The organism is Stenotrophomonas sp. 05N37 (assembly GCF_056397365.1).
Genome location: NZ_JBFTNG010000003.1, coordinates 453,824 through 465,957, shown reverse-complemented (window position 1 = coordinate 465,957; position 12,134 = coordinate 453,824). Strand labels below are relative to the sequence as shown.

General features: G+C 69.9%; 12 protein-coding genes and 1 tRNA gene. 7 read left to right on the top strand and 6 right to left on the bottom strand.

Annotated elements, in window-relative coordinates; translation table 11 throughout:
• Positions 1-89 precede the first annotated feature (89 nt).
• From AC1DGC_RS12710 to AC1DGC_RS12695, 4 genes are all read right to left on the bottom strand, one after another.
• A tRNA-Gln gene (locus AC1DGC_RS12710) sits at positions 90-166 on the bottom strand.
• 9 nt (positions 167-175) lie between these two features.
• Positions 176-1,045 carry a 4-(cytidine 5'-diphospho)-2-C-methyl-D-erythritol kinase gene (ispE, locus tag AC1DGC_RS12705; RefSeq protein WP_478047990.1) on the bottom strand — a complete coding sequence of 290 codons (870 nt, stop codon included), beginning with the start codon at positions 1,043-1,045 and terminating at the stop codon, positions 176-178.
• Entirely contained in the window at positions 1,042-1,704 is a 663-nt protein-coding gene (gene lolB / locus AC1DGC_RS12700; protein ID WP_478047989.1) for a lipoprotein insertase outer membrane protein LolB, read from the bottom strand. The genes ispE and lolB overlap by 4 nt, the downstream gene beginning before the upstream one ends.
• On the bottom strand, positions 1,701-3,398 hold the full coding sequence (locus tag AC1DGC_RS12695) for a tetratricopeptide repeat protein (RefSeq protein WP_394164640.1): 1,698 nt from the start codon (positions 3,396-3,398) through the stop codon (positions 1,701-1,703). The genes lolB and AC1DGC_RS12695 overlap by 4 nt, the downstream gene beginning before the upstream one ends.
• Before the next feature lie 64 nt (positions 3,399-3,462).
• Between AC1DGC_RS12695 and hemA the strand changes: the two genes are divergently transcribed.
• From hemA to ppk2, 4 genes are read left to right on the top strand one after another with little or no spacing between them, the layout of a single operon-like run.
• Positions 3,463-4,746 (top strand): glutamyl-tRNA reductase, encoded by a 1,284-nt coding sequence (hemA, locus tag AC1DGC_RS12690; RefSeq protein WP_259209011.1) that lies wholly within the window; start codon positions 3,463-3,465, stop codon positions 4,744-4,746.
• Positions 4,724-5,809, top strand: coding sequence for a peptide chain release factor 1 (gene prfA, locus AC1DGC_RS12685; protein ID WP_259209013.1), 1,086 nt, complete (start codon positions 4,724-4,726; stop codon positions 5,807-5,809). Before hemA ends, prfA begins: the two co-directional genes overlap by 23 nt.
• 2 nt (positions 5,810-5,811) lie before the next feature.
• On the top strand, positions 5,812-7,515 hold the full coding sequence (locus AC1DGC_RS12680; RefSeq protein ID WP_478047988.1) for an O-linked N-acetylglucosamine transferase, SPINDLY family protein: 1,704 nt from the start codon (positions 5,812-5,814) through the stop codon (positions 7,513-7,515).
• Positions 7,516-7,566: 51 nt separating this feature from the next.
• Positions 7,567-8,349 carry a polyphosphate kinase 2 gene (gene ppk2 / locus AC1DGC_RS12675; protein ID WP_259209304.1) on the top strand — a complete coding sequence of 261 codons (783 nt, stop codon included), beginning with the start codon at positions 7,567-7,569 and terminating at the stop codon, positions 8,347-8,349.
• A gap of 13 nt (positions 8,350-8,362) precedes the next feature.
• On the opposite strand, the gene AC1DGC_RS12670 is transcribed toward ppk2, so the two are convergent.
• Complete coding sequence (locus AC1DGC_RS12670; protein WP_259209016.1) at positions 8,363-8,938, bottom strand: TlpA family protein disulfide reductase; 576 nt, start codon at positions 8,936-8,938, stop codon at positions 8,363-8,365.
• Positions 8,935-10,209, bottom strand: coding sequence for a YihY family inner membrane protein (locus AC1DGC_RS12665; RefSeq protein ID WP_259209021.1), 1,275 nt, complete (start codon positions 10,207-10,209; stop codon positions 8,935-8,937). Before AC1DGC_RS12665 ends, AC1DGC_RS12670 begins: the two co-directional genes overlap by 4 nt.
• 87 nt (positions 10,210-10,296) lie before the next feature.
• Here AC1DGC_RS12665 and wrbA point away from each other — a divergent pair, with 87 nt between their 5' ends.
• The 3 genes from wrbA (at position 10,297) to AC1DGC_RS12650 (ending at position 11,808) form a co-directional block, all read left to right on the top strand.
• Positions 10,297-10,887 carry an NAD(P)H:quinone oxidoreductase gene (wrbA, locus tag AC1DGC_RS12660; RefSeq protein ID WP_259209022.1) on the top strand — a complete coding sequence of 197 codons (591 nt, stop codon included), beginning with the start codon at positions 10,297-10,299 and terminating at the stop codon, positions 10,885-10,887.
• Complete coding sequence (locus AC1DGC_RS12655) at positions 10,884-11,219, top strand: DUF2069 domain-containing protein (RefSeq protein WP_259209024.1); 336 nt, start codon at positions 10,884-10,886, stop codon at positions 11,217-11,219. The genes wrbA and AC1DGC_RS12655 overlap by 4 nt, the downstream gene beginning before the upstream one ends.
• 103 nt (positions 11,220-11,322) lie before the next feature.
• On the top strand, positions 11,323-11,808 hold the full coding sequence (locus AC1DGC_RS12650) for an asparaginase domain-containing protein (RefSeq protein WP_259209029.1): 486 nt from the start codon (positions 11,323-11,325) through the stop codon (positions 11,806-11,808).
• Positions 11,809-12,134: the final 326 nt, after the last annotated feature.

Genomic DNA, 12,134 nt, shown 5'->3' with positions numbered 1-12,134 from the left:
CACCCTGGAGTGTCTGCGGTGACAACACCGCGAGACATCGGCCGTGCCCGCGCAGGCATGCGCATGGGAACGCGGCTGACATCCGCTAGTGGCAGGGGCGGGAGGATTCGAACCTCCGAATGCCAGGATCAAAACCTGGTGCCTTGGGCCTCTTGGCGACGCCCCTGCATCAAAATCAATAACGCTCGAGTACATCGAGCAACGGCGAACGCTCCACGCCCGCAGCCACCCATGCCCGCAGTTCCTTCGGCAACCGCGCCAGGCCCTGCTCTGCAGCAGCGCGCGTGGCGAACTCGACGAAACAACCGCTTCCCGACCCGGTGAGTCGTGCCCGGCCGATCCTGCTCAACGTTGCAAGCACTGCCTCTACGGCAGGCTCGCGGCGGCGCAGTACCGGCTCGAACGCATTCCCGAGCAAAGACCCGGAAGCGAAGTCCGCTATTTTCGCCACTGGGGCGTCTCGCGTCAAATCCGGATCTGCAAAAAGTCGCGGGGTGGGCACGTGCACGCCCGGATCGGCGAGCACGAACCAGGCCGGCGCCAGCGCGATTGCCGTGAGCTGCTCGCCCACGCCTTCGGCCCAGGCATTGTGGCCGCGTACGAACACCGGCACGTCCGCGCCCAGTTGCAGGCCCAATGCCGCCAGCGCATCCACGTCCAGACCGGCGTTCCACAGCGTGTTGAGACCAACCAGGACGGTCGCGGCGTCGGAGGAACCGCCGCCGAACCCACCTCCAGCCGGAATCACCTTTTCGACGCGGATGTCAGCGCCTTGGGCGACATTGGTGGCATTTTTCAACAGCACGGCGGCACGTACGGCCAGGTCGTCGGCCGCGTCCACGCCCGCCACGGACGGTCCGTCGCGGTGAATGACGCCATCCTCCCGCACCCGCAGGCCGATCCGGTCGCCCCAGTCCAGCAGCCGGAACACGGTCTGCAGCTGGTGGTAACCGTCGGCGCGCCGGCCGGTGATGTGCAGGAACAGGTTCAGCTTGGCCGGGGCCGGCCATGTCGACCAGCCCGCGTTCAGGTCCGTGCCACTCATGGGCGGCCCAGCACCCAGCTGTCGACCACCAGGCGCACCTTGGCATCCCCGTTGACCGCCTCGATCCGGCGCGGCAGCACCGGGCGATCGCCCTCGGCCGGGAACCAGTCCAGGTACTGGACCTGCCAGCCCATCTGCTCGACCCGGCGCGGGCGGCCCTCGCCGTCGCGCTCGATGCGCGCGGCCGCGGCGGTGTCGCCGGCGACCAGGCCGCGCACCCAGTCGGGCAACTGGTTGACCGGGATGTCCCAGCCGGTGGCCTCGAGCAGGAGCTGCTGGGCGTCCTCGCCCTCGCGGGTGCCGCCCTCCATGCCTTCCAGGCGCCCGCCCTCGTGGTGGCTGTCGCCGGTGAGCTTCCAGCTTTGCCGGGTTACCGGTGCGCTCAGCTCGACCTCGTACTGGCGGTCCTGCTGCTGCCAGTCGATCCGGCCATTGCCGCCATTGCGGCCCTTGTTGACCGCGACCCGGCCCTGGAACGCCCACTGCGACTGCGCGCGAACGGCGGCCACGCGGGCAGCTTCCGCCCGCTCCGCCGCGGCCGACACGGTGCTGACCACCGCCGGCGCGGCCGGTGCCTTGCGCTCGTCCAGCGACACGCAGCCAGCCAACGCCAGGGCCATCGCCAGCGCGGTGCCGGCCTTGAACAGGGTCACCTTCATACGCCGTGCTTCTCGATCACGCGCTGCAGGGCGCGGTTGTCAGGATCCAGCTTGCGTGCCTCGTCGAAGAAGCGCCGCGCCTCGTCCTTGCGTCCCAGCACCCACAGGACTTCGCCGACATGCGCGGCGATCTCGGCATCCTTGGCCAAGGTCCAGGCACGGCGCAGTTGTACCAGCGCTTCTTCATTGCGGCCCAGCCGGTAAAGCACCCAGCCGTAGCTGTCGACGATGGCCGCGTTGTCCGGCTCGGCGACGCGGGCGCGGTCGATCAGTTCCAGGGCTTCCTGGTAACGCTGGGTGCGGTCGGCCAGGGTGTAGCCCAGCGCATTCAAGGCGGCCACGTTTTCCGGCTCGGTCACCAGGATCTTGCGCAGGTCGGCCTCGGCGCGCGGGACGTCGTCGCGCCGTTCCCAGGCCAGCGCGCGGGCATACAGCAGGGCGCTCTCATCCGGGTAGGCGGCCAGGCCGCGTGCGAGCGCGTCCAGTTCACCCGGCAGGTCATCACCGCGCTGGCGCAGCTCGGCCTCCAGCAGGTAAGCGTCGCGGCGCGCTTCGTCGTCGACGCTGGCATCGGACTGGATCGCATGCACTTCGGCGAAGGCCTTGTCCGGGCGACCGGCATCGTACTGGGCGTTGGCCGCGCGCAGGCGCGCCTCATCCAGCTCCTCGCCGCCGGGCACGCTGTGATACCAGTCCACCGCCTCGGCCGGGCGCTTGAGGTATTCGGCGATCTTGCCGAGCAGCAGGCGCTGGGCCGGGTCCGGCTTGGCCGCCTGTTTGGACAGTTCGGTATACAGGGCCAGCAGCGCGACATCGTCCTTCTGCTTGGCCAGCAGCGAGGCGCGCATGCCCCAGGTCTGCACGTCCTGCGGGCCGACCGCCAGCACGCGCGCGGCCGAACGGGCATCGCCCATGCTGTCGTAGGCGATGGCCAGTGCATTGCGCAGTTCCGGGTCCTGGCGGCTCTTGGGCTCCACACCCACCAGCAGGGCGCGGGCCTCGTCTTCCTTGCCGGCCTGGGCCAGCTGGCTGGCATTCAACAGCGCTACGCGCGGCTCATTGGGGAAGCGTTTGACGACTTCATCGACCATGCGCTTGGCCAGGTCGGGCCGGTCCATGCGCATGGCCAGCCGGCCCAGCTCCTGCCAGACCTCGAGTTGGTCGGGGATGGCGTTGTCGTCCACCAGCCCGCCCAGCACCTGCGCCGGGATGGCGGGATCGCGACCGCCCCCGATCAGCGCGGCGATGGCGAACTTCCAGCCGCGCGGGTCCGGGTCCTTGAGCATCACGCCCAGTTCGGCGCGCGCAGCCTTCACATCGGCCTGGCGCATGTCCAGCGCGGCGGCCGCGCTGCGCATGGCCAGCGTACGCGGGGCGCGTTTCTCCCACAGGGCCAGCGCGCGCGCGGCACGGGTGTCATCGTTGGCCAGCATGGCGATGCGGGTGGCGCGCTCGGCCAGCCCGGCATCGTCGGTGCCGGCCTCGGCTGCCTCCAGGTACCAGCGCGCGGCGTCACCGAGCTTGCCGGCCTGCAGGGCGAACTCGCCCGCCATCACCGGGGTGAGGGGCGCGGTTTCGGCCACCTTGGCCTTGCCGGGGGCAGGCGCGACGGGCGTCGTGGCGGGGGCCGCCAGGGCGCTGGCCGCGGACAGGGACAGCAACAGAACGCTGGAGATGCGAATCAATGCGGGCATCGGGGGCTTCTGGCCTTAAAATGACGACTTGAATGGCCAGCAGCTTATCGCAAGCAACTGAACAATGACCCTGTGGGTGCTCGGACTGAATCACCAGACCGCGCCAGTGGAACTGCGCGAACGCGCCTCCTTTGGCGGCGACGCCCTGCCCCAGGCATTGGCGTCGTTGCGCGATACGCCGCAGGTAGCCGAGGCGGTGCTGCTGTCCACCTGCAACCGCACCGAGCTGTACGCGGTGGCCGAATCGGGCGAGGCCTTGGCGCAGTGGTTGGAGTCCCATGCCGGCGGGCTGCACGGCTACCTCTACCAGCACGCCGACGCCGACGCGGTGCGCCACCTGTTCCGGGTGGCCACCGGGCTGGATTCCATGGTGCTGGGCGAGCCGCAGATCCTGGGCCAGGTCAAGGACGCGTGGGCGACCGCGCGCGACCACGGCCTGCTCGGTCAACGCCTGGACCGGCTGTTCCAGCAGACCTTCTCGGTGGCCAAGCGCGCCCGCACCGATACCCGGGTGGGCGCCAACCCGGTGTCGGTGGCCTCCACCGCGGTGCGCCTGGCGCAGAACTCCTTCGCCCGCCTGGAAGACTCCACGGTGCTGCTGGTGGGCGCCGGCGAGACCATCGAGCTGGCCGCCCGGCACCTGAGCGAAGGCAAGGTGCGCCGCCTGCTGGTGGCCAACCGCACCCTCGCCCATGCGCAGGACCTGGCCAGCCGCCATGGCGGCGTGGCATTGCCGCTGACCGAGCTGGAGCGCCACCTGGGCGAGGCCGACGTGGTGTTCTCCGCCACCGCGGCACGCGAGCCGGTCATCGCCCGGGCGCATGTCGCGGCCGCGCTGAAGACCCGCAAGCACAAGCCGATGCTGCTGTTCGACCTGGCCGTGCCGCGTGACATCGAGGCGGGCGTCGGCGAGCTGCAGGACGCCTTCCTGTACACCGTGGACGACCTGGAGCGCGCGGTCGAGGACAACCGCCGCAGCCGCCGCGAGGCCGCCGCCGAGGCCGAAGCGATCATCGAGCTGCAGGTGGCCCGTTTCGTGGAAACGCTGCAGGCCAGCGCGCACCAGGCCCCGTTGCGGCAGCTGCGCGCCTATGGCGAAGCCACCCGCGTGGAAATGCTGGACAAGGCCCGGCAGCAACTGGCCCACGGCAAATCGCCGGAGGAAGTGCTGGAGCTGCTCGCGCACGGCCTGACCAACCGGCTGCTGCACCCGCCTACCGCCGCGCTGCGCGCGGCCGCGCTGACCGGCGATACTGAATTGACCCGCGCCGCCGAGCGCCTGTTCCCGGCCAAGCCGGGTTACCAACATCCTGCCGTGAAGACTGATGACGCCGACCCTGCGCCGTAAGCTGGAAGCGCTGGCCGAACGCCGCGAAGAACTCGAACGCCTGCTTGCCGACCCTGCCGTGGTCGGCGACAACGACCGTTTTCGCGCGTTCTCGCGCGAATTCGCGCAGCTGCAGCCGATCGCCACCGCGCTGGCCGATGAAGCCCGTGCGCTGGCCGACCTGGCCGCCGCCGAAGCCATGCGCAACGATCCGGACCTGCGCGAGCTGGCCGAAGAGGAAATCACCGCCGCCCAGCAGCGATTGCAGCACCTGGACCAGGAGCTGGCCCTGCTGCTGGTGCCGCGCGATCCGCGCGACGACGGCAACCTGTTCCTGGAAGTGCGCGCCGGCACCGGCGGCGACGAAGCGGCGATCTTCGCCGGCGACCTGTTCCGCATGTATGCCCGCTACGCCGAGCGCCAGGGCTGGAAGGTGGAGGTCGAGTCGGACAGCCCCGGCGAACACGGCGGCTACAAGGAAATCGTGGCCCGGGTGGTCGGCCGTGGTGCCTATTCCAAGCTGAAGTTCGAGTCGGGCACGCACCGCGTGCAGCGCGTGCCCGCCACCGAGTCGCAGGGCCGCATCCATACCTCGGCGGCCACCGTGGCGATCATCCCCGAGGCCGACGAGGTCGATGAAATCGTCATCAACCCGGCCGACCTGAAGGTGGATACGTTCCGCTCCTCCGGCGCCGGTGGCCAGCACGTCAACAAGACCGAATCGGCGATCCGCATCACCCACGTGCCGTCGGGGGTGGTGGTGGAATGCCAGACCGAACGCAGCCAGCACGCCAACCGCGACAAGGCGATGAAGCGCCTGAAGGCGCAGCTGCTGGATGCCGAGCGTGGCAAGCAGGCCGCCGCCACCGCCGAGAGCCGCCGCCTGCAGGTGGGCAGTGGCGACCGCAGCCAGCGCATCCGCACCTACAGCTTCCCGCAGGGCCGGATCACCGACCACCGCGTGGAGGGCCTCACCCTGTACGACCTGCCCAACATCATCGCCGGCGAGCTGGACACTCTGGTCGAACGGCTGATCCACGAACACCAGGCCGACGAACTGGCGCAGTTGGCGGCAGGCACCTGAGCATGGAGCCGGATCGGCAGCAGCTGCGACTGGCGGTGCAACGCCAGCCAGCCGACTTCATCGCCTGGGTGATGCTGGCCGACGCGGAACTGGAAGCCGGCGATGTGCTGGCCGGCGAGCAGGCGGCCGCGCGCGCCTTGCAACTGCGCCCGCAGCACCCCGAAGCGCTGGCCCGGCTGGGCCGCGCGCGCTGGATGCAGGGCCGCCATGCCGAGGCCGCCACCGCGCTGCGCCAGGCCGCCGACCTGGCCCCGCAACATCCGGGTATCGCGCTGTGGCTGGGCCATGCGCTGGAAGACGCCGGCCAGCCCGAAGCGGCCGCCGACGCGTATCGCCACGCGCACACGCTGCTGCCGGCCGAGCCCTACATCACCGCGCAGCTGCTCAACTGGCAGCGCCGGCTGTGCGACTGGCGGGATATCGCGCGGCTGTCGGCGCAGGTGCGGCAGGCCGTCGCCCGCGGCCAGGCGGCCGTCGAGCCGTTCGCCTTCCTCAGCGAAGACAGCAGCGCGGCCGAACAGCTGGCCTGCGCGCGGCAACGCGCGGCCGCCATCGCCGTCGGCGTGCGGCCGCTGCCCGCCGCCACGGTGCGCCCCCAGGGCCGCCTGCGCGTGGGCTTCCTGTCCAACGGCTTCGGTGCCCATCCGACCGGGCTGCTGACCGTGGCGTTGTTCGAGCAGCTGCGCGCGCTGGGCACCCTGGACCTGCACCTGTTCGCCCTCAATGGCGATGATGGCAGCGACATCCGCAGCCGCCTGCACGCGGCCGCCACCCAGTGGCATGACGTCAGCGCGCAACCGCACCAGCGCATCGCCGAGGGCATCCGCGCCGCCGGCATCGATGTGCTGTTCGACCTGCGCGGCTGGGGCGGCGGCGGCACCCCGCAGGTGCTGGCGATGCGCCCGGCGCCGGTGCAGGTGAACTGGCTGGCCTATCCCGGCACCTCCGGCGCGGCATGGATGGACCACGTGCTGGCGGACGCGTTCGTCCTGCCACCCGCGCTGGAGGCCGGCTTCAGCGAGACCGTGCGCCGGCTGCCGCGTGCGTTCCAGCCCTCGGACACCACCCGCGTGCTGCAACCGCCGGCCTCGCGCGAGGCCTGCGGGCTGCCGGCCAGCGGCGTGGTGCTGTGCTGCTTCAACAACAGTTACAAGCTCAATCCACGCAGCGTGCAGCGCCTGTTCGCGGTGCTGCACGGCGTGCCCGGCAGCGTGCTGTGGTTGCTGTCCGGCCCGGGCAACGCCGATGCGCGCCTGCGCGGTGCGGCGCGCCAGGCCCGGCTGGATCCGGCACGGCTGGTGTTCATGCCCAAGGCCCCGCACCCGGCGTACCTCGCGCGCTACCAGCATGCCGACCTGTTCCTGGACACCCACCCCTACAACGCCCACACCACTGCATCGGATGCGGTGTGGGCCGGCTGCCCGGTGCTGACCTGCCCGGGGGCGACCTTTGCCTCGCGCGTCGCCGGCAGCCTCAACCATCACCTCGGCCTGGCGCGGTTGAACGTTGCCGATGACGCGTCGTTCGTCGCCACCGCCATCGCACTCGGCAACGACCCGCCGGCGCTACGGGCACTGCGCGCGGAACTGGCCCAGCGCCGTGTGGACAGCGGGCTGTTCGACATGGCCGGCTTTGCCAGCGACCTCACCGACGCGGTCGAGGCGATGGCGCGCGAACGTGGCTGGCAGGGCGCACACACGCCCTGACCCACCGCTGCGCTAGGCTCGGGCTTTCCCGTGAACGACCGAGGCACGCCGATGGGCAAGCTCAAACGCAAGGAGTACCAGGCCCTGCTGGAGCCGATGCAGCTGGAACTCATCGCCATGGCGCGCTGGGCCCAGCACACCGGCCAGCGCGTGCTGGTGCTGTTCGAAGGCCGCGACACCGCCGGCAAGGGCGGTGCCATCCAGGCCATCGCCGAACACCTCAACCCGCGCCAGTGCAGGGTGGTGGCGCTGCCCAAGCCGACCGACCGCGAGAGCACCCAGTGGTATTTCCAGCGCTACGTGGCGCACCTGCCGGCTGCCGGCGAGATCGTGCTGATGGACCGCAGCTGGTACAACCGCGCCGGCGTCGAACACGTGATGGGGTACTGCAGCGAGAACGAGTACCACGCGTTCCTGGCGCAGGCCCCGGTGTTCGAGAAGCTGCTGATCGATGACGGCATCCTGCTGTTCAAGTACTGGCTCAGCGTGGACCAGGCACAACAGGAAAAGCGCTTCGCCGAGCGCCACGTCGACCCGCTCAAGGGCTGGAAGCTGTCCCCGGTGGACCTGAAATCACGCAGCAAGTACAGCGCCTACACCGAGGCGCGCGAGGCGATGCTGCGCGCCACCCACCGCGACGAAGCGCCGTGGACGCTGGTGGATTTCAACGACCAGAAGCGCGGTCGGCTGGGACTGATCCGCAACCTGCTCGACCGCCTGCCCGATACGCGGGTGGACGAACCGGAGTTGGCGCTGCCGCCGTTGAAGGGCAAGCTGCACAAGGAACACTTCGATGCGTTGAAACCGATCGAGCCGTATCCGCTGGCCGAATGACCCCGGGGCGGCGTCAGCCGCCCTGCGCGATCCGGGTTTCGATGTCGTGCGCGGTGACCGGGCCGAGGAATTCCTTGGCGACCTTGCCGTCCGGTGCGATCAGGTAGGTCAGCGGCAGGCCGCGCGGGATGGCGAAGTCCTCCGGCGGGTTGTAGGTGTCCACGATCACGATCGGATAGGTCACCGGGCGCTTGTCGAGGAAGGCCTTCATCTCGGCCGGTTCGATGTCCTCGTAGGCCAGGCCGACCACCTCGATCTCGCTGCGCATCGCATGCAGGGCCGACAGTTCCGGCATTTCCTTGCGGCACGGCGCGCACCAGGTCGCCCAGAAGTTGACCACCACCCACTTGCCGCGATGCGCGGCCAGGTCGTAGGTGCTGCCATCCAGCGCCGGCAGCGTCAGGGTCGGGCGTTCGACGGTCTTGCGGTCGGTCGGTGCGGCGTCAGCCGCCGCCGGGGCCTGGGGCGCGGCGACGACTGCCGGGGCCGCGGCAGGTGCCGGCGCAGCCGCCTGGGGAGGAGTGGCGGGCTTGTTGCAGGCGGCCAGGGCCAGCAGGCCCACGGCCAGCAGCAGCGGCTTGGCGGTCATGGTGTGTCTCCGGGAAGGGTGTAGATGTCGCTGACGCGACGCTTGAGCAGTTCGCGCAGCGGTAGCCGCAGGGCGTCCAGCGCCAGCACCGAGGCTTGGCCGAGGCTGTCGTCGCGGTACGGCAGGTAGGCCTCGCGGATCGGGATGCGCATCTGCGTGGTTTCGTAGAGGTCGGCCAGGGTGAGCTTGTCCAGGTCGCGCGCCAGCAGCCACTCGCCGCGTTCGTCGCGGCGTACCACGCGGATCGCTTCGAGGTCGCAGAGCATGGTCTGCAGCAGCGAGTCGGTCAGCATCGGCTCCAGCCGCAGGATCTCGTCATCGTCCAGGCTGCGCCCGTCGCGGCGCGCCTGCTGGAAACGCCCGATCAGGCGCAGCAGGCCGTAGATCTCGTAGCCGGTGGGCAGGCGCAGGTCGGCCGGCTGGTAGCGGAAGGCGGCGATCGAGGACGCCAGCGAGGCCCCCAGCAACACCGATACCCAGCACAGGTAGATCCACAGCAGCAGGATCGGCACGAAGGCGACCGTGCCGTACAGCTTCTGGTAGGACTGGAAGCTGCCCAGGTAAGCGCCCATGCCCCACTTCACCAGTTCCAGCATGACCGCGGCCAGGATCGCGCCGGGAATGGCATGGCGCCACTTCACCACGTGGTGCGGCACCACCCGGTAGACCAGCATGATGCACACGAACTCGATCAGGAACGGCGCCACGGTCAGCGAGAAATTGGCCAGCCAGCGGCCTTCGCTGGTACCGAACAGCGGCAGCGCGAACACCCGCGCCGATACGGCCAGCGAGGCGGCCGCCAGCATGGCGCCCAGGGTCAGTACGGTCCAGTAGACCAGGAAGCGGGTCAGCGTGGGCCGCGCCGAACTGACCCGCCAGATCTGGTTGAAGGTCTGCTCCACGCTGTTGAGGGTGATCAGCAGCGAGACCACCAGCGCGATGAAACCGGCGGCGGTGAGCTGGCCGGCGCTGGCCGAGAACTGCCGCAGGTAGCCCTCCGCTGCGCGCGCGGCATTGGGCACGAAGTTGGAGAACACGTAGTCGCTGAGCTGGTCGCTCCAGCGGTCGAACACCGGGAAGGCCGACAGCACGCCGAACACCACGATGGCCAGCGGCACCAGCGCGAACACGGTGGTGTAGGCCAGCGAGGCGGCCGCCTGGAACAGGCGGTCGTCGAGGAAGCGCCGCCACAGGAAGCGACCGAAGCTGGCGGCACGGGCGCGGTCGCGCACGCGCTCCATCCAGAGATTGACGGTGTCGAGGGGTTCCATCGGCGCAAGGGTACCTGAAGAGGGGTGTGCGGGACCGCATCGCATCGCCATACTGGCCACTGGTCCCGATGATGAGATGAAGGCGCGATGGCGGAAATCCTGGTGCTGTACTACAGCCGTGGCGGATCGGTGGCCCGGCTGGCCCGCCAGATCGCGCGCGGCATCGGCGAGGTGCCGGGCATGAGCGCGCGCTTGCGTACGGTGCCGCCGGTGGCGGCGGTGACGCAGACTGCCCGCCCGCCCGTGCCCGAGGACGGCGCCCCCTACGTGGAGATCGGCGATCTTGCCGAATGCGACGGGCTGATCCTCGGCAGCCCGACCCGCTTCGGCAACATGGCCGCGCCGGTCAAGCATTTCCTGGACGGGCTGGGCGCCGAATGGGTCAATGGCACCCTGGCCGGCAAGCCGGCGGCGGTCTTCACCTCCACCGCATCGCTGCACGGGGGGCAGGAATCGACCCTGCTGTCGATGCAGGTGCCGCTGCTGCACCACGGCTGCCTGATCGTGGGCATTCCCTTCACCGAGCCGGCCCTGAGCCACACCACCACCGGGGGCACGCCGTACGGCGCCAGCCATGTGGCCGGTGCCGACGACAACCCGGTGCCGAGCGAGGACGAGGCGATCCTGGCGCGCGCATTGGGCCGGCGTGTGGCCGACATCGCGCGGCGGCTGGCATGAAGGGTCGCGCCCAGGATGCGGCGCTGGCCCTGCTGCTGATCGCGCTGGCCGCGGTGTATGCGCTGTGGTTCGCCCACGACAGGCACTGGCTGGCCACGCAACTGGTGTTCACGCTGCCGCCGCTGCTGCTTGCCCTGGGCGTGTGGCTGCGGCGCGGCAAGGCGGCCTTCTGGGCCGGGGTGCTGGCGCTGTTCTGGTTCAGCCACGGGGTGATGAGTGCCTGGAGCCACCCGGAAACCGCCGGCTGGGCCTGGGCCGAGCTGCTGTTGGCCCTGGCGGTGATCGGGGTGGCGAGCACGCCGGGCCTGCGCCGCCGCTTCGGCAAGCGCTGAACCGACGCGTCGCTACGGCTGCGGGGCGGCGCCGGCGGTCGTATCATCTGCATCCCGGCGCGGGTTGCCCGCGCGGTTCTGACCGCTATCCAGGATGCCCGCAATGGAAGAACTACTGATCATCACCACCGGTGGCACGATCGACAAGATCTACTTCGACGACAAGTCGGACTACCAGATCGGCGATCCGCAGATCGGGATGATCCTGCGCGAGCTGGGCGTGACCTTCCGTTTCAACGTCATCCCGATCCTGCGCAAGGACTCGCTGCACATCACCGACGACGACCGCGAACTGATCCGCGCGACCATCGCCGCGCAGCCGACCCGCCACGTACTGGTCACCCACGGCACCGACTCGATGGTGCAGACCGGGCAGGTACTGAAGTCGATCGCCGACAAAACGATCGTGATGACCGGCGCACTGAGCCCGGCGCGTTTCCGCGGCTCGGACGCGGAGTTCAACATCGGCTGCGCGATCGGCGCGGTGCAGTCGCTGGCCAGCGGCGTGTACATCGCCATGAACGGCCGCATCTGGAATCCCGAACACGTGCGCAAGAACGTGGCCGCCAACCGGTTTGAAGAAGCCTGATCGGCTGCGGCTTCTAAAAGCCGCACGCCTCGAGCGTCCTGGGCTGGGCGGGGGTGTGTGAGAGTGCGGGACACGCCGTAAATCCGTCCGTGGAAGCTCGCGTGCGCCATCCATGGCGCACGACGGTCCGCAATCTCACACACCCCCACCCTCGACAGTTGGCTGGTAGCCGTGGAAGCAATGCGGGCAAAACAACGCCGGCGCCGCCGCTTTCGTCTTCCCGCTTCCCGCTTCCCGCTTCCGCTTCCGCTCTTTCACTGCGCACCAGCACCCTGTCAAAGGGTGGGTACGGGTGGGTTGGCGGGACCGTCATGCGCCATGGATGG